Source organism: Pantoea sp. paga, assembly GCF_007558755.1.
In the GTDB taxonomy this organism is placed as follows: Bacteria; Pseudomonadota; Gammaproteobacteria; order Enterobacterales; family Enterobacteriaceae; genus Pantoea; species Pantoea agglomerans.
This window is the reverse complement of record NZ_VLTF01000003.1, coordinates 454,098-470,640: the sequence shown is the minus strand read 5'-3', so window position 1 is coordinate 470,640 and position 16,543 is coordinate 454,098. Positions and strand designations below refer to the sequence as shown.

The window sequence follows — 16,543 nt, the reverse complement described above, 5'->3', positions numbered from 1 at the left end:
AGCGGAAAATTGTTACCTATATTATTTACTTAATGCCTTTTTTTAGGTAAAAGTAACCCTATGCCACCTCCATAAAGAAAGGAATTTCCCCTTATGACGCTTAGCTCGACAGATATGAAAATTCTCGAAATTTTACAGGACGATGCCCGGGTAACTAACCAGGTGCTGGCGGAGAAGATAAATATTTCAGCATCTCCCTGCTGGCGCAAAGTTCGTAAGCTCGAGGAAGATAAAGTGATTCAGGGCTATCGTGCTGTTCTTGACCGCAAGAAAATTGGGCTGGGAGTAATGGTTTTCATTCGGGTCGTCATTGACAGCCATAGCGAAGCGGAGGCCAGGAAATTTGAAGCGGAAGTGACCGCCCTTGAGGATGTGGTTGCCTGTTATAGCATCGGTGGAGATGCTGACTTTCTGCTACAGGTTGTGGCTTCAGATCTGGACTCCTATGCTGATTTTGCAATGTCAGTGGTACGCAGATTGCCAGGAATTAAAGAAATGCAAAGTATGTTTGTGCTTAAAGAGATCAAACCACTCGTTAGTTATCCTATTAAGAAAATCTCTGAGTAGCTTATCGCTGCCGTGATGCCCAGTGACTGATTATCAATTCCGCATAGAGCAGATTTAATGATCAGGCACGCTACCTGCTTTATTCAGCGCACAAAACTGTTATCCGGCATGATCTTCACAAGTTAATAGCGGCATAGCGTTAGCAAGCTTGCTGACACCCCACATTTTCTCTGCTTTAACAACACGAGTATTTGTGATGACTTGATTGTTGACAACGACCAGCAGTGCCTTTCAAAACTGAGCAGCCAGCGGCTTAAGCTTTAATTCATAGCCTCTCTTCAGCCTCTGTCAGCTTAAAAGAGACGCTTATTTACATGAAATTATGCCATCAATCCTCCCCCAGCCATAAAGTCCATGCTTTACCGTGACGATAACCGTTGTACCGGGATTTGCCGGTGCATTATTGTTTTCACCACGGAAAAAATATGAAACTTAATCATTTTACGATAGGGCAAAGACTCAGTGTGATGGCAGCAATCCTGCTGCTGGCGACAATGATTGTCGGTTTGAGGGGCATAACCCTGAACGCGCAGGCTCTGCAAAAAAATATTGACATCATGGCAAGCGAAACACGTGTCGCAGAGAGCATTGATACTGCACGTAATGCACAGGTTCAGTTTAAAATTCAGGTACAGGAGTGGAAAAATGCCCTCTTACGCGGCACACAAGGCCAGAGTGTTTTTGACAAATACAAAACGGCCTTTCTGACGCAAAGTGACAAAACTCAGGCACTGCTCCATCAACTGCTGATACTGCAACCCGAGCTTGGGATGGATACGGCGCAGGTGAAACAGACGATTGAGCTACACGCCCAGCTCAGACAAAAATATCTCGCTGCGCTGCAAAACTACGACACGCATAACCTCGCCAGCGCCCAGCTGGTTGATAGCCAGGTCAATGGCATCGATCGTGAGCCGACCAAAATGATTGATGATGTCGTTCATCATACGCTGGCACATGCTCAAAAACTCAATCAGCAACTGACAGCGCAAAATCTTGCTCAGTATCGTGAAACCCGTATGACCTTATGGATCGCCATGGCCGGTATTTTACTTTCCGGCATAGTGATAACTGTCTGGTTAATCCGCAGCATTACCCATCCATTACGCGAAGCAGTCAATATTGCGCGCACCGTGGCTTCAGGTGATCTGCAGACCGTTATTCGTCCAAACGGACGTGACGAAACCGCAGAGTTAATGACAGCGTTGCGTGAAATGAATAGCAGCCTGACTTCAATCGTCTCTGGTGTACGTACCGGTACAGAAAACATCGCCTCGGCGTCAATTCAAATCGCGCAGGGCAGCCAGGAACTTTCCTCACGTAACGAGGCGCAGGCTGGCGCACTTGAAGAAACTGCTGCCTCCATGGAGGAACTCACTTCGGTGGTGAAAAACAACGCGCAGAACGCATATCATGCCAGCAATATTGCGCAGGATGCCCGCTCCATTGCGGGTCAGGGCGGCAATGTGGTGGAAAAAGTGGTACACACCATGAGCGAGATCCAGCAGTTCTCGAACGAGATTAACCAGATCATTACGGTGATTGACGGTATCGCTTTCCAGACTAATATTCTGGCACTGAATGCTGCGGTCGAAGCGGCGCGTGCGGGCACCGAAGGTCGAGGGTTTGCGGTGGTTGCGGCCGAAGTACGTGCTCTGGCACAGCGCTCTGCAAAAGCGGCAAAGGATGTGCGTATCCTGATCGAACGTTCTGTGAGTTCAATTGGCCAGGGCAATGAACTGGTTCAACACGCGGGGACAACGATGGAGGAAATTATTTTACGTATTCATCAGGTCAGCGAGTTGATTGAAAACGTATCATCGGCCAGTAATGAGCAGAGTGTTGGTATCGATCAGGTTAATCTGGCGGTCACCCATATGGACGCGGCCACTCAGCAAAATGCCGCGCTTTCTCAGCAATCCACAGCCGCAGCGCAGGCCTTACAGGCTCAGGCCGAAATGCTGCTTGCCAGTGTCAGCGTCTTTAAAATTAATAGTGCGCTGGTTTAAGCTTTAATGCCAGGGCGGGGTTTTCACGATGCCGCGCCCTGACAATCTTTCTCACGACTTAATGATTTCAGTCGCCGAGCCTATTTAAGGCGTCTCATCAGAAAATCGGGCGCTAATCGCATCACGTTCCCTCCAGAAACAGGCACTCCTTTTGCCATATCGGATAGGGCAGGGTTACTGACATAATTCTTAGCTTCCTCTTCAGAACAGGGCCATGATACGAAGGCAACCCTGAAAACGAATAATTTCCTATTGCGGATAGAGCTTCTCAATACAAACCGTCATTCAAAACGTTCTGCACAGCAGGAATAGCATCCCCGTTTCGCATTATGTATCTGGATATAACTAATCTGCGGGTCGGCAAAAAAATGGCCGATGAGATCATCAGCAACTTTCCCCTCAGCTATATCCGCTTCTTTTAAAAAATGCTTTCCGTCATAGGCCCTTAATGACAGCGTCCTGCTTAGCAGGACTTCAGGTAATTCATTGATGTAAATGCCTTGCCGGGTGCATCCCTCCCAAATATAGATTGCATGAGTACCAAAATAGGGCGTGTCGGCAGGCTGATAGATGTGATTAATCAGGAGGGCGCTTTCTCCAACGGGGATATCGCACAATGAGATTCTGTCGGGATAACCCGGATAGCACTCTACCGTTTGTCGTACTGCATGGTATTTTTTCAGATATTCATCGTTCTGTCCAAAAAGATGAGCAAATTGCCCGGCGTTCAGGCCAGAAATTTTATATTTCATAGCATCCCTCTCTTTTCATCGTAACACCGCGAATAATGACGTTATCGAATACTGTGAGGAGAAACTCGCCGTTATCGGTCAGGGAATTTCATGATGTGGCCGTTCGACAGGGGCAGACGAGTGCTTCATCAGATGCAAACTTCCCGGACGCTGGCTGATACCTTCACACAAGCGCTAAGGCCTCACAACCCGACCGCTGCACTCAAATTACTCTGTTCCCTCTCAATCCTTCCGGTTCTCCTGTCGTCACTTCATTAAAAAGATCGCTGAACTCCACGCGTTAACGACATACTCGTCACATAAACTAAGGTTGACGAATACTTTTTTGTGACAAATAACACAACCTGATTACATCTTCCGGCGGGAAAGAATTTTTATCGTGATAATGGTTTTACTCAGTACATTACTGTTTTACAGGGTAAAACAAAGCGCTTTGCGGATTGCACGTCAAGCGATGACAAAATTGTGAGGATCATCATGTCTGAAAAACAGCACATCACGACTTTCTCTGCCGATATTGAGCAGCAGACCGTTAAGAAGGTGGTCTGGCGCATTTTGCCCTTCCTGATTGTTTGTTATCTGATTGCTATTATCGATCGCGGCAACATTGGGATGGCTTCGTTGCAGATGAACGAAGATTTAGGATTGTCGAAAGCGGTATTTGGTTTTGCGAGCAGTCTGTTTTTTGTCGGTTACTTCCTGTTTGAAGTACCCAGCAATCTGGCCATGCAGAAAATTGGCGCAAAGATTTGGATCTCTCGCATCATGGTGTCGTGGGGTATCATCTCTGTCTGTACCGCCTTTGTTGAAAGTGCCAATACACTCTATATATTGCGCTTTTTACTGGGTGCCGCTGAGGCCGGATTTTTCCCTGGCGTCATTCTTTATCTGACTTACTGGATCCCCGGAAAGTACCGTGCACGCGTGATTGCTACCTTTATGGTGGCCATTCCTGCGGCGAACTTTATTGGATCGCCCATTTCTGGTCTGATTTTGTCACTGGATGGCTGGTACGGTATGCGTGGCTGGCACTGGTTATTTATCCTGGAGGGTATTCCGGCGGTCATTCTGGGAATTGCAGCCTTCTTTTTACTGAGCAATCGCCCCACTAATGCCAGCTGGTTAAATCAGGAACAAAAAGCGTGGCTGAACAGCACTCTCGAAGCCGAAAATGCGAAGAAGAAGGCAATAGGTCATATCTCTTTGTGGCAGTTGCTGCGTCACAAACATATCTGGGTGATGGCGCTGATTTATGCAGGCGCGTCTGCGGCGGGCTCAACGCTGAGCGTGTGGTCTCCGCAACTGCTTAAATCGTTTGGACTGGATAACTTCACCACCGGTTTAGTCAATGCGATTCCCTACGGCCTGGCCTCCATTCTGATGATTATCTGGGGGAGAAGTTCTGACCGCAGCGGCGAGCGTCGCTGGCACACCGCGTTAACGCTGTTCTTAATTGCAGGTGGCCTGCTGTCAGCCTTTATCACCAATAGTCTGACCGGCAGTGTAGTAATCCTGTCGCTGGTATTAATCGGGGCCTACTCAATGAAAGGACCTTTCTGGGCGCTGGCATCGGGATGGATGTCATCCACAACGGCTGCAGCGGGTCTGGCGGCTATCGGTGCGATGGCGAATCTGATCGGCGGTGGGGTGATGGTCAACGTTTATGGCATTATCAATCAGGCGACCGGCAGCCATACGCTGGCTATGGTGCCACTGGCTATCCTCTGTGGCATCGGGGGCATTGCCGTACTGGTCATGGGCCGCAAAAAAGAGTTAACCATCGACGTTGAAAATAGCGCTTCGTCAGTCAGTAAATAAAGTAATCCCGCCTGCAGAAGCTTATCAGCGCATCTGCAGGCAGGTTCTTCCGGCTTTATCTCTGCCATATAAACATTCCACATCCTGTCATCACCTGAATCAGTCTGCTGGTTGTTGATGTCTGTTATGTATCAGATGCGGAAAAAACTTACCTTTGGGGATTTACTGACAATACCCAGTTTAAGAGCGTTCAGAACTGTTAAGCATGAGATCAATGAAGGCGCGTACAGCAGGATTTGAACGCCGGCTCGCATGCCATACCGCAGAAATATTATGCCGCTCTACTGAAAAATCAGTGAGAAGGGGCACTAACTCCCCGCGCTTAACCCAGGAAGCAGCCATAAAACTCGACACCATGCCTATCCCGGCACCGGCAGCCACAGCCGCGATAACGGCCTCGCTTGCATCGACGATGACAGCAGATGGTGGCACAATTTCAATCTCCCGCTCGCCAAGCCGGAACGGCCAGCGAAAAATCTGCCCCGTATTTTGATATCGCAAATTAACCGTTTTATGCCCGATAAGATCATTGGGGTGTTCGGGTTCCGGGCATCGGGTCAAATAATCTGGCGAAGCATAACAACCTATCTGATAGGGCGACAGGCGACGCGACAGAAGATTTGAATCTGCGAGGTCGCCGATCCGGATGGCTATATCAATACTCTCGTCAACAATGCTAATTACGCGATCACTCAGCTTTAAGTCGATTGTCACTTTAGGATGAAGTGCACAGAATTGCGGAAGGAGAGGCGCGATCACATGAACACCAATCGGAAACGATGCCGCAATGCGTAACGTTCCCGCTGGCTCCTCTCGCGATCGCATGGCGACCTGCTCAAGCTCGTCAGCATCGCGTAATAACTGCAGCGTGCGCTCGTGCAGTTCACGACCTTCAGCAGTCAGCACCAGCGAACGGGTGGTTCGGGTGAACAATGTGACGCCAAGACGCTGCTCCAGTCTCTGGATACTTTTACTTATCGCGGAAGGGGACACTGCAAGCGAGCGAGCGGCAGCGGTAAAGCTGCCGAGCGATCCCGCGCGAGCGAATGCAATCAGACCTGTGAGTCTTTCAAAGATTATTTGTTCCTTCATGGCAATATTAAAGCGAAATCCAGCCCCATTATCAATCATCACAATTGGTCATATTCTGGCATCTGAATCTGTGTTGGAGTGAAATTTCCATGACTGAAATGATGAAAGCAGTACAGCTACATGCGTTTGGCAGCCCGGAAAATCTCAGGTATGAAGATGCACCCCGCCCAACTATCGGGACTGACGAAGTCCTTGTGCGCGTGCATGCCGCAAGTCTGAACCCACCAGACTTGTATCTGCGTGATGGCTATCGGGCGCTTCCGCCTGAGTGGCGGCCCGAACCCCACTTTCCCTTAATCCTGGGAACGGATGTTTCAGGTGTCATAGAAGCCGTGGGCGAAAATGTTTCCGCATTCAGCACCGGAGATGAAGTCTATTCAATGGTGCGTTTTCCTGATGGGGTAATGGCCGGTAGTGGAGCTTATGCCGACTATGTAAGCGTTCCTGCATCAGAGGTGGCGTTAAAACCTCAGGGAATAGACCATATCCAGGCAGCGGGTGCCCCGATGTCACTGCTCACCGCGTGGCAATTTCTTGTCGACGTTGGCCATGATGCGCCCAATCCGTTTCAATCTTTCAACCATAAACCGGTCCTGCTTGAAGGCCAGACGGTGATGGTTAACGGTGCAGGAGGAGGCGTAGGGCACATTGCTGTTCAGATCGCGAAGTGGAAGGGTGCGAGAGTCATTGCCGTCGCTTCTTCCCGTCATGAAGTGCTTATGCGCGAACTGGGTGCGGATGATTTTATCGACTACACCAAAGTAGCCGCTGAGAATGTAGTGAAAAACGTCGATCTGGTTATTGATGCTGTTGGCGGAAAGCATATAGAGCGCTTTTTAAGCTGTATCAGAGAGGGCGGAGCACTATTTCTGGTGAATCCTTTAAGTTTTACCGGGCAGACTGAGGCCGCTCAAAAAGGGATTACTGTGTCAACAACGCAAGTGCGTTCAAGTGGTCTGCAGCTATCCGAAGCGGGGCTTTTACTGGAAAAAGGCATTATCAACGTCGTGATTGACAGCACCTATCCGTTAGCCATGGCATCAGCCGCACACCAGCGCGCTTCGTCAGGAAGTATCCAGGGAAAAATTGTGCTGACTAACTTCTGATTACCCCAAACCTGATTAGCCATTTTCTGAGGGCGAGTAGCAGTCAGTTAAAGGAAGAATAAAATGCTTATCATTTCCGGTTATATGTACATTGATCCTTCTGTCCTGGAACAATTTATAAAAGAACTTAAGTTATTGGCTAATGCCGTTCGACAACGTCATGGAAACCTTTCATATAACGCTGCCGTGGAGGACTATCAGACCGGAAGATTGCTTATATCAGAACGTTGGTTGGGTCAGGACGCACTTAGTGCCCATCTTATAAGAACCGACACTGTAGAGTTTATCAACCGATGGCAGGGAAAAATGAAGGGTGAACTCTTCAAGTATGACGCCACTAACGAGAGAGGGCTTATGGATGGGTAAATAATAATCTTATTAAAATCAAGAGCACTTTATTATCAAGCCCGGGATCTGTGAGTAATCGCTCTTCGCCCATAGCAGACATAAGCCTGGACGCAGGTCCGCTTTGTGCCAGGAGCGGACGTTCAGGGTATCATGTTGAGTTAACGTTGAAGGTCCGGCTTACTTGCTTTCAAGTATGTTAATGATTAAATCGCGTGGAAAAATTGTCTCACTGGTGTGTATGAGTTCCTCTATTGTCCACCAATGATAATCGCGTATGACTTCCTTTTCATTGCTACTCCACCCTGAGAGGTCGAGCTCAACTGTATTTGCATCAATCATAAAGAAATGCTCTTCAGCAAGTACATTCTCCCCACTTGGTAGCATCATTGTGAAGGTCTGGGATGCTATCTGTGGTCCTGTTAATGTTCTTCTCAAACCCGTTTCTTCATATAATTCGCGTATAGCGGCCTGCTCGAAAGATTCATTTTTTTCAAGCCCTCCACCTGGCGTTGCCCAGTATGTTTTTCCTCTCAGAGCACCATCTTTATGACAGAACATAAAGAGCAGGACGCGATTTTCAGGCGAAAGAATGATCAGTCGAGATGATGGTCGAATGCGCACGTACCCTCCTTAAAAAGCTTTAATACTGATTTGATATTTATATATACATAAATTGCAGCCTGAATCGGCCTATAGGGAGCCCGCCTGGAAAACGGAAAATATCCCACGCTAAGTCTGTTTTTTATACGACTGATGTGATTAGGCTCCATTTCGTTGAAGGTTCAGAATGGTGTGAGGGCAAGAAGAGCTATTTAACTCGCACATCACTCAACATCCAGTCATGAAACGCTTTCACTTCCGGCCGCTTCAATGACGCACTCGTACTCACCACATAATATGACCAGCTAATAGGCCAGCTGTTTTCCGGGAACAACTGCACCAGGCGGCCAATATCCAGATCCTGCTGCACCAGGGCTTTGCGCACTAGCGCAACTCCCCGACCACTTAGCGCTGCCTGAATCACCGTGGCGGTGGAGTTGATATGAAGATGCGTTTGCTGCACGCTTTCGAGCCCCACTTTTTGCAACACGCTTTCCCATGACGGAAAGTTAGCGCCGGGGTGTGGGGTATCGTCCTGAATCAGCTTTTGCTCAAATAACCATTCCTCATTCGCAGGCTCATTGGCGGGCAAAGCGGAAGGGCTGCAAATCATCACGACTTCCTCATCCATCATCCAGTCGGCCACTAAGCCTTTCCAATGACCAGTTCCGCAGCGAATACCAATGTCGGCTTCGCCATGGCTGAGATCGATAAGCCGGTCCGCCACATCCAGGCGCACGTCTATTAACTCATTATGTTCTGAAAATTTATGAAGACGCGGCATCAGCCAGTTCATCACCAATACTTGCGATGCAGTGACAACCAACACCGATCTCGCTTTCCTGCCACGTAGTTTTTTTAGCCCGCTTTCGAGTTTATCCAGGCCAGCCGTAATATCGTCGAGTGCATCCTGCGCTTCGGTAATCAGCGTCAGGCGTTCATTGCCCGAGCGAATACGTGTCAAAAGTGGATGCCCAACCCATTCTTCTAATGCCCGCACGAGTTGACCTACCGCCGCAGGCGTCACACCAAGTTCATTCGCAGCACCCGTAAAGCTACCGTGCCGAGAGGTGGCCTCAAAAGCCTGCAACCATTTCAGTCTGTTCAGAATACGCATCGAGCCTCTTTAAGTTAACGAGATAGTTTTTCTATCTCGTAAGTGTAGTTCTTATGGTTCGTGGTAGTCGAGTAGGACTGGCATTCTTTTCATCGACAGGGAGACAAGCTTCTTCTCTGTATCAACTAACAAAGAATTTATTCTGGAGATAAACATGAGCAACGTATTCGCAGGTAAAAAACTTCTGGTTGTTGGCGGCACAAGCGGTATGGGTCTGGAAACAGCTCGCGTGGTTCTGGAGCAAGGTGGCAGCGTGGTGTTGGTAGGTAATCGCCATGAGAAAGCGGAAGAAGCACGTGAAGCGTTGGCACCTCTGGGCCAGGTTACCACCATCATCGCTGATTTGATGACGACCAATGGTATGAAACATGTAATGGACGTAGTCAATGCCGAACACCGTGAGATCGACCTGTTGGTGAATGCTGCCGGTGTATTCTTCCCGAAACCTTTTGCCGAGCACGAAGAAGCGGATTACGACATGTATATGAGCATCAACCGCGCGACATTTTTTATCACCCGCGATGTTGTGAAAAACATGCTGGCTTCGGGAATCAAAGGTTCTATCGTGAATATCGGATCAATGTGGGCGCAACAGGCAATTGGTGCCACACCATCATCCGCTTATTCCATGGCGAAAGCCGGGCTGCACGCACTGACCAAAAACATGGCCATTGAGCTTGGCGGCAACGGAATACGTGTGAATGCGGTATCGCCAGCGGTAGTGCAGACGCCGATTTACGAAGGCTTTATTCCGAAAGAAGAAGTCCACGGCGTCATGGACAGCTTCAACAGTTTCCACCCAATTAACCGTGTGGGCACGCCGCGTGATATTGCTGAAACTGTGGCTTTCCTGCTGTCCGATAAAACCAGTTGGGTGACGGGTGCTATTTGGGATATTGATGGCGGCGTGATAGCTGGCCGTAACTAATATTGTTGCTGGTAGCGGTAACAGGCTGCCGGAGAAAGAAATTTGAGGAATAATCATGATTAACTTGATTAACGGTATCGACCTACAGGCTATTGGCGCATTACGTGATGATGTCGCTGCAAATTCTGAGAAAGGTATTGTCGGTTTTGATGTCACTACCACCTGGTGTGGTGGCACGCGCAGCGAAGCTGCGGTTAATCCATGGACGGTGCAAGGTGTGCCACAGCCAATAGCGGAAAAGCCGATGATCATTGCGGCCGATGAACCTTCCGCGCTGGGCGGTGTTGCAAGCGCTCCAAATCCGCAGGAACTGTTATTAGCCGCATTGAATGCCTGTATGACAGTTGGTTATGTCATCGCTGCCGCCGCAGAAGGCGTAATACTCGAAAAACTGGAAATCAGAACCACGGGTAATTTAGATTTGCGCGGTTTTATGGGCCTTGATAGCGAAGTGAAACCAGGTTATGACAAAATTAACTACACGATTAGCGTGAAAGGCGATGGTACTGTTGAACAGTTTGAGCGTATTCACCAGGTAGTGATCGCAACCTCGCCAAACCGCTGGAATCTGGCGAACAATATTGAAGTGCAAGGCGATCAGATTGTTGGCTAAGCGAATAGTGTGAATGTAGCAGGGCGGATAAGTGCAAAGTTTATCCGCTTTTTAGTATCTCACCTTAACAGCCATGTAAGCATAGCCATTTGCTCTCCTGATAACGGAGCGTGCGACTTTCACCGCACTCCGCTCAATTTAGCTGAAAAGGATGTTTAAACGACCAAATGATTATTCTGGTGAAGGTGACATTAACGCCCGCTCATCGCACAAAGCGGACATCTTCCTTTCAGTTAACCTGTCCACTTTTCGCTCATAGCGGACATATCCTTCATAACAGATGCCTTCAATTAACACTTCAAAGAAACCGCTGCAGGCAGCCACCTCATTCAATACGCGAGAAGAGTCGTTAACGATTGAAGGATAATAAACCCATTAATGTGGGCGAAGGCAAGTAAGCCAGGACGGCATAGAAAAGAATAAGATTCTTATCGGAAATCCTGACAGCTAAGCATTACGCTCTAATGCAGCAGATTAAACCCATTAACCAGCCGACCAGACAGCGCTGTTGCCTGTCTGATCGGCTGGAGAGGGCGGTTCAGGCTACCGGACTTTCATTTTTCAGTGGTTCTGCCAGTACGCTTAATATGTTACTGGCCGCGACGGTACCCATCTTCACGTAGGAGTTATCGCTGACGCCGCCGATGTGTGGCGACAGAATCACATTTCCAACACTCTGCCAGATATGCGGCGCAGTCAGGGGTTCAGTGGCAAAACTGTCCAGTGCGGCCCAGGCGACAGTGCCATTATCCAGCGCCGCTAACAGCGCTTCTTCATCAATGAGACCACCGCGCGCCGTGTTTACCAGGATGGCGCCTTTTTTAAACAGAGCCAGTTTCTCAGCGTTAATCATCTGTTGCGTCTGTTCGGTTAACGGGCAGTGCAGCGAAATGACATCTGCCTGTTGCAGCAGGTCGTCAAGTGAGGAGGATTCACACTCATCAGGAAAGGTTCTGGCAAAAGGATCATAAGCGAGAACCTTCATGCCAAAAGCACGGCCAATGCGGGCAACACGACCGCCTATGGCGCCAAGCCCTACCAGACCCAGCGTTCTGCCCTCCAGCTCCATCGACTTATGGGTCGATTTGTCCCAGTGCCCCTGGCGCATGCGCTGATCAAGCGGTATCACCGATTTGGCACAGGCTAAAATCAACGCCCAGGTATGCTCGGCCACTGCCGCTGCGTTGGCCCCCGGGGCTGACTGAACACTGATATGACGTTCAGCGGCCGCCTTTTGGTCGATAACGTCAATGCCGCTTCCGTGTTTGGAAATAACCCGCAGGTCAGGCGCGGCATCCATAATGCGGGCGTTGATTTTTCCATATCGGACGATAATCGCCACAGGGTTATGCTGCTGGCAGAGCTGGAACAGGCTATCTTCGCTGGGCTGTTTGCCAGCATAAACGATGCTGAAGTCACTAAGCAGGCTTACTGCCTGTGGTGCCAGGTCATTGCCCGTTACCAGAATCACGGGAGAAGAGGTTGTCATCAGAGCGTCTCTCCATCGACCAGCATACCAGCGGTTTGCAGGGCTTTCTCTAACCACGGCGCGCGAAGGTCGCCATCACGAATGGCTGCGATACGGCTGGTTTCGAAATCGAGTTTTTTCTGCGCCAGTTCGAGCAATGCAGGAACGTCTTCACGCGGCAGAACCACCACGCCATCAATATCCCCGATGACGAGATCGCCAGGCTGAATGGCTGCGCCCGCCACAGAAATAGGGTAGTTGACGCGTCCCGCAATAGACTTGGTCGGGCCGCAGGGATTAAGGCCCGCAGAGAAAACCGGGAAGCCGTTTGCGCTCAGTGCATCGGCGTCACGCACCGCACCATCAATAATAATTCCGGCGATGCCGGAGGCTTCTGCCTGGGTGGACATTATCTCACCGATTAATGCACAGCTGATATCGCCTTTGCCATCGACCACAATGACATCGCCCGGCTGGGCAATCGCCAGCGCGGCATGGATCGCCAGGTTGTCGCCCGGTCTCACCTCGACAGTGATAGCCGGTCCGGCGACTTTCATTGTGGGGGACACAGGTTTTACGCGACCGTGCAGCGTTCCGCGTCGTCCGGCAACATCAGCAAGGATCGCCGCCTGAAACTGAGCAGCCTGTTTTACGCGCTCTGGTGCGATACGGATAATGTCGCGATTGATGAAGGTATTCTCTGCATGGGGCATAGATTAATCCTCTTTGTTTTACCAGGCACAACTAAGTTGTACAATATAAAACTACTATATCGATGTTAATTGAGTTCGCACCAGTGTTAAGCATTCATTTGTGATGTAAATACGATGTGAATCACAAATTGCACGGTAAACTGCCTGCCGTCGCAAACAGGAGAACGTACCGATGGGGAATGAAGGCGTAATTGCCGTAGAAAAAGCGCTGGCGCTGCTGGATTGTTTCAGGCCTGGTGAGGAATCACTGACGCTGACCGCGCTGGCGCAGCTTTCGGGGTACCATAAAACGACAGTTTATCGGCTGATGAACTCACTTGAGCGCATGAACTATGTCATTCGTCGCGACAATGGCGTTTATACCCTTGGGCCAAGACTGCTTTATCTGGGCAAGCTCTATGAACAATCCTTTCATCTGGCCAGTATCGTTCAGCCTGAACTTCACGCACTGGCGACTGCGACAGGCGAAAGCGCCACATGGTATGTGATTGAAAACGGTCAACGACTCTGTCTTTTCAGAGCGGAGCCCTCTGAGGGACTGCGTGAAACACGTCTGCCCGGCACTTATCTGCCGCTGGATAATTCGGCCATCGGGCAGGTGCTTCGTTACTGGGGGCTGAATGAATCCCTGTTTGACTCTGTACCTGAACTCCCGCTGTTCACGTCAGGTATCCGCGATCCGCATATCGCGGCATTCTCCGTACCGGTGTTTGGTGAAGGTAACAAACTGCTCGCGGCGCTGGCATTAACCGGTCCGGCTTCACGTCTGACGCAGTCGATGCGCGACAGTGAGATGGGAAAACTGATGAAAGAGGCAGCCTGCAGGCTTTCGGTAAAATCAGGCGCACATAAAGTGATGTGTGATAACGTTTATAAAATTTAGTCGTCTTAATTAGCTGTGACCGGAACGTTTTAGTTGCCGCATCCGTGCTGCGTTTTAACGCTCTGCGGGTGGGAACCGATTGATTTCCGCTAATGACTAACCGCATGCTGGCGTGCCTGATTATGAAAGCCTGCTTGCCATAAGTTGAGGCGAAAGATCACGCCACCTCTGACATCTCTTGTTAAGCCCTTTTTGTGCGAGGCTTTTTACACCCGGATTTTACCTCAGGTGTTAAAAGGCTCGCAGCCTCATGAAAATTTCCCCGCTTTACTGCCTCAACATGAATTTCCTTCATGTTCATTGAAATTTAATCACTTTTTTTCAACCTTGTGTTGAGGCATAAAGTAAGAATTGTTAATAACTTTGAGTCATATGAATAGTTGTAAAGGGATAGCCACGCTGGATAACCCTTAAAAGCAACAACGCATATCAGCGACCAGGATACCCGATAGCGATGAACAACTTAGCCTTTACCCTCAAGCGCATTCGTTTCGACGAAAACTATAATCCTTCGAAAAATACGCGGGCGACGACTAACTTCGCTAATTTAGCGCGCGGCGAAAAACGTCAGGAAAACCTGCACAATGCCCTGGTGATGATCGACAATCGTTTCAACTCTCTGGCGCACTGGGACAATCCAAAGGGCGACCGCTACTCAGTTGAACTTGAGATTATTTCTGCTGAGCTGAATCTTCGTCCCGGAAGCAGCGACGAATCGTTCCCGGCGATTGAGATTTTAAAAACGCATATCGTGGATCATAAAACCGGTCAGCGCAGCGAGGGGATTGTCGGCAATAACTTCTCTTCTTATGTGCGTGATTATGATTTCAGCGTTGTTCTGTCTGAACATAACAAAGGTCAGACTGAATTCAGCCTGCCGGATGATTTTGGTCAGCTGCATGGCAATATTTTCAAAAGTTTCGTGAACTCAGCGGCCTATAAAGAGAACTTCAGTAAATCGCCGGTTATCTGCCTGAGTGTATCGAGCAAAAACACCTACGTGCGCACCGGTAATCAGCATCCGGTATTGGGCATTGAATATCAGCAGGATGAACCTTCCCTGACTGACTTCTATTTCGGAAAAATGGGTCTGAAAGTGCGTTTCTTCATGCCACAGGGCAGTGTTGCGCCGCTGGCTTTCTATTTCCACGGTGACCTGCTCAGCGATTACACCAATCTCGAGCTGATCAGCACCATCAGCACCATGGAAACCTTCCAGAAGATCTATCGCCCTGAAATTTACAACGCGAATTCTGCAGCGGGACAGTGCTATCAGCCCACGCTGCAGCATCAGGATTATTCGTTAACCCGGATTGTTTACGATCGCGAAGAACGCAGCCGCCTGGCCGTCGAACAGGGTAAGTTTACTGAGACGCATTTTATTAAGCCGAATCAGACACTTCTCGCGCAATGGTCTGCTGAATCCGTTCTTTGATTAATTAAATATAGAAGGTCACCTGCTATGAAAACCTTATTACCGACATCTACTGCTGGCAGCTTGCCTAAACCCTCCTGGATTGCGCAGCCAGAGGTGCTCTGGTCACCCTGGAAACTGCAGAATGAAGAGTTAGTCGACGGCAAAAGAGATGCGTTGCGTCTGTGTCTGGACGATCAGGTTCGGGCTGGTATTGATATCGTCAGCGATGGCGAGCAGACCCGTCAGCACTTCGTGACGACGTTTATTGAACACCTCAGCGGTGTGGATTTTGAAAAGCGTGAAGTGGTTCGAATCCGTAATCGCTATGATGCGAGCGTCCCGACCGTGGTGGGTGAAGTCTCACGTCAGAAGCCCGTGTTTGTTGAAGATGCGAAAATCCTGCGTAAGCTGACCGATCGTCCTATTAAGTGGGCGTTGCCGGGTCCGATGACGATGATCGATACCCTTTATGACAATCACTATAAAAGTCGCGAAAAGCTGGCCTGGGAATTCGCAAAGATTCTGAATCAGGAAGCCAAAGAATTAGAAGCCGCTGGCGTGGATATTATTCAGTTTGATGAGCCTGCGTTTAACGTCTTTTTCGACGAAGTGAATGACTGGGGCATCGCCGCGTTAGAGCGCGCCATCGAAGGTCTGAAGTGTGAAACCGCGGTTCATATCTGCTACGGCTACGGCATTAAAGCGAATACCGACTGGAAGAAAACTCTGGGTACAGAGTGGCGTCAGTACGAAGAGGTCTTCCCTAAATTACAGCGTTCGGCTATCGATATTGTCTCGCTGGAGTGTCAGAACTCGCGGGTTCCGATGGATCTGATCGAGCTGATTCGCGGTAAAAAAGTGATGGTCGGTGCCATCGACGTGGCAACTCATACCATTGAGACACCTGAAGAAGTGGCAAACACGCTGCGCAAAGCGCTGCAGTTTGTGGATGCTGAAAATCTCTATCCTTCAACCAACTGCGGCATGATTCCACTGCCGCGTCAGGTTGCCAATGGCAAACTGCATGCGTTAAGTGCGGGCGCTGAGATCGTCCGCAGAGAGATTCTGGGGAAATAATCTTTCCCTGAGCAGATTCAGTCCGGCTGCCGATT

General features: G+C 49.4%; 16 protein-coding genes. 10 read left to right on the top strand and 6 right to left on the bottom strand.

The window, feature by feature from the left end; all coding sequences use genetic code 11:
• Positions 1 to 93 precede the first annotated feature (93 nt).
• Together FOV68_RS12055 and FOV68_RS12050 are read left to right on the top strand one after the other, a co-directional pair.
• Entirely contained in the window at positions 94 to 567 is a 474-nt protein-coding gene (locus FOV68_RS12055) for an Lrp/AsnC family transcriptional regulator (RefSeq protein ID WP_064703007.1), read from the top strand.
• A gap of 425 nt (positions 568 to 992) precedes the next feature.
• A complete protein-coding gene (locus tag FOV68_RS12050) occupies positions 993 to 2,576 on the top strand; it encodes a methyl-accepting chemotaxis protein (protein ID WP_039387804.1) in 1,584 nt (527 codons plus the stop codon).
• 281 nt (positions 2,577 to 2,857) lie between these two features.
• On the opposite strand, the gene FOV68_RS12045 is transcribed toward FOV68_RS12050, so the two are convergent.
• Complete coding sequence (locus FOV68_RS12045; RefSeq protein WP_143990945.1) at positions 2,858 to 3,328, bottom strand: DUF1203 domain-containing protein; 471 nt, start codon at positions 3,326 to 3,328, stop codon at positions 2,858 to 2,860.
• Between the two features lie 477 nt (positions 3,329 to 3,805).
• Here FOV68_RS12045 and FOV68_RS12040 point away from each other — a divergent pair, with 477 nt between their 5' ends.
• Positions 3,806 to 5,146, top strand: coding sequence for an MFS transporter (locus FOV68_RS12040; RefSeq protein WP_033768614.1), 1,341 nt, complete (start codon positions 3,806 to 3,808; stop codon positions 5,144 to 5,146).
• A 180-nt stretch (positions 5,147 to 5,326) separates the two neighbouring features.
• Here the strand turns inward: FOV68_RS12040 and FOV68_RS12035 are convergent, their stop codons facing one another.
• A complete protein-coding gene (locus FOV68_RS12035; protein WP_143991012.1) occupies positions 5,327 to 6,238 on the bottom strand; it encodes a LysR family transcriptional regulator in 912 nt (303 codons plus the stop codon).
• Positions 6,239 to 6,327: 89 nt separating this feature from the next.
• On the opposite strand from FOV68_RS12035, the gene FOV68_RS12030 reads away from it, so the two are divergent.
• Positions 6,328 to 7,344, top strand: coding sequence for an NADP-dependent oxidoreductase (locus FOV68_RS12030; protein WP_064703004.1), 1,017 nt, complete (start codon positions 6,328 to 6,330; stop codon positions 7,342 to 7,344).
• A gap of 63 nt (positions 7,345 to 7,407) precedes the next feature.
• Positions 7,408 to 7,710 (top strand): putative quinol monooxygenase, encoded by a 303-nt coding sequence (locus FOV68_RS12025; RefSeq protein WP_143990944.1) that lies wholly within the window; start codon positions 7,408 to 7,410, stop codon positions 7,708 to 7,710.
• A gap of 159 nt (positions 7,711 to 7,869) precedes the next feature.
• Here the strand turns inward: FOV68_RS12025 and FOV68_RS12020 are convergent, their stop codons facing one another.
• Positions 7,870 to 8,313 (bottom strand): NUDIX hydrolase, encoded by a 444-nt coding sequence (locus tag FOV68_RS12020; protein ID WP_143990943.1) that lies wholly within the window; start codon positions 8,311 to 8,313, stop codon positions 7,870 to 7,872.
• Between the two features lie 187 nt (positions 8,314 to 8,500).
• Positions 8,501 to 9,409: a LysR substrate-binding domain-containing protein gene (locus tag FOV68_RS12015; RefSeq protein WP_143990942.1), complete on the bottom strand. Its 909-nt coding sequence runs from the start codon at positions 9,407 to 9,409 to the stop codon at positions 8,501 to 8,503.
• Between the two features lie 154 nt (positions 9,410 to 9,563).
• Between FOV68_RS12015 and FOV68_RS12010 the strand changes: the two genes are divergently transcribed.
• Positions 9,564 to 10,337 (top strand): SDR family NAD(P)-dependent oxidoreductase, encoded by a 774-nt coding sequence (locus tag FOV68_RS12010; protein WP_143990941.1) that lies wholly within the window; start codon positions 9,564 to 9,566, stop codon positions 10,335 to 10,337.
• 55 nt (positions 10,338 to 10,392) lie between these two features.
• Positions 10,393 to 10,950 carry an OsmC family protein gene (locus FOV68_RS12005; protein WP_109651219.1) on the top strand — a complete coding sequence of 186 codons (558 nt, stop codon included), beginning with the start codon at positions 10,393 to 10,395 and terminating at the stop codon, positions 10,948 to 10,950.
• Between the two features lie 538 nt (positions 10,951 to 11,488).
• Here the strand turns inward: FOV68_RS12005 and FOV68_RS12000 are convergent.
• Positions 11,489 to 12,439, bottom strand: a complete 951-nt coding sequence (locus tag FOV68_RS12000) for a hydroxyacid dehydrogenase (RefSeq protein WP_143990940.1) — start codon at positions 12,437 to 12,439, stop codon at positions 11,489 to 11,491.
• Complete coding sequence (locus FOV68_RS11995; protein ID WP_143990939.1) at positions 12,439 to 13,131, bottom strand: RraA family protein; 693 nt, start codon at positions 13,129 to 13,131, stop codon at positions 12,439 to 12,441. The genes FOV68_RS12000 and FOV68_RS11995 overlap by 1 nt, the downstream gene beginning before the upstream one ends.
• Before the next feature lie 172 nt (positions 13,132 to 13,303).
• Between FOV68_RS11995 and FOV68_RS11990 the strand changes: the two genes are divergently transcribed.
• The 3 genes from FOV68_RS11990 to FOV68_RS11980 all read left to right on the top strand — a co-directional run bounded on the left by FOV68_RS11990 (position 13,304) and on the right by FOV68_RS11980 (position 16,508).
• A complete protein-coding gene (locus tag FOV68_RS11990; RefSeq protein ID WP_143990938.1) occupies positions 13,304 to 14,014 on the top strand; it encodes an IclR family transcriptional regulator in 711 nt (236 codons plus the stop codon).
• Positions 14,015 to 14,468: 454 nt separating this feature from the next.
• Positions 14,469 to 15,449: a DUF1852 domain-containing protein gene (locus FOV68_RS11985; RefSeq protein WP_143990937.1), complete on the top strand. Its 981-nt coding sequence runs from the start codon at positions 14,469 to 14,471 to the stop codon at positions 15,447 to 15,449.
• 27 nt (positions 15,450 to 15,476) lie between these two features.
• Entirely contained in the window at positions 15,477 to 16,508 is a 1,032-nt protein-coding gene (locus FOV68_RS11980) for a methionine synthase (RefSeq protein ID WP_031593403.1), read from the top strand.
• Positions 16,509 to 16,543: the final 35 nt, after the last annotated feature.

Coding starts and splice junctions, on each gene's coding strand:
- FOV68_RS12055 (WP_064703007.1), top strand. CDS start 94: ATGACGCTTAGCTCGACAGATATGAAAATTCTCGAAATTTTACAGGAC.
- FOV68_RS12010 (WP_143990941.1), top strand. CDS start 9,564: ATGAGCAACGTATTCGCAGGTAAAAAACTTCTGGTTGTTGGCGGCACA.
- FOV68_RS12000 (WP_143990940.1), bottom strand. CDS start 12,439: ATGACAACCTCTTCTCCCGTGATTCTGGTAACGGGCAATGACCTGGCA.
- FOV68_RS12035 (WP_143991012.1), bottom strand. CDS start 6,238: ATGAAGGAACAAATAATCTTTGAAAGACTCACAGGTCTGATTGCATTC.
- FOV68_RS11990 (WP_143990938.1), top strand. CDS start 13,304: ATGGGGAATGAAGGCGTAATTGCCGTAGAAAAAGCGCTGGCGCTGCTG.
- FOV68_RS12050 (WP_039387804.1), top strand. CDS start 993: ATGAAACTTAATCATTTTACGATAGGGCAAAGACTCAGTGTGATGGCA.
- FOV68_RS12005 (WP_109651219.1), top strand. CDS start 10,393: ATGATTAACTTGATTAACGGTATCGACCTACAGGCTATTGGCGCATTA.
- FOV68_RS12045 (WP_143990945.1), bottom strand. CDS start 3,328: ATGAAATATAAAATTTCTGGCCTGAACGCCGGGCAATTTGCTCATCTT.
- FOV68_RS11980 (WP_031593403.1), top strand. CDS start 15,477: ATGAAAACCTTATTACCGACATCTACTGCTGGCAGCTTGCCTAAACCC.
- FOV68_RS11985 (WP_143990937.1), top strand. CDS start 14,469: ATGAACAACTTAGCCTTTACCCTCAAGCGCATTCGTTTCGACGAAAAC.
- FOV68_RS12015 (WP_143990942.1), bottom strand. CDS start 9,409: ATGCGTATTCTGAACAGACTGAAATGGTTGCAGGCTTTTGAGGCCACC.
- FOV68_RS12030 (WP_064703004.1), top strand. CDS start 6,328: ATGACTGAAATGATGAAAGCAGTACAGCTACATGCGTTTGGCAGCCCG.
- FOV68_RS12025 (WP_143990944.1), top strand. CDS start 7,408: ATGCTTATCATTTCCGGTTATATGTACATTGATCCTTCTGTCCTGGAA.
- FOV68_RS12040 (WP_033768614.1), top strand. CDS start 3,806: ATGTCTGAAAAACAGCACATCACGACTTTCTCTGCCGATATTGAGCAG.
- FOV68_RS11995 (WP_143990939.1), bottom strand. CDS start 13,131: ATGCCCCATGCAGAGAATACCTTCATCAATCGCGACATTATCCGTATC.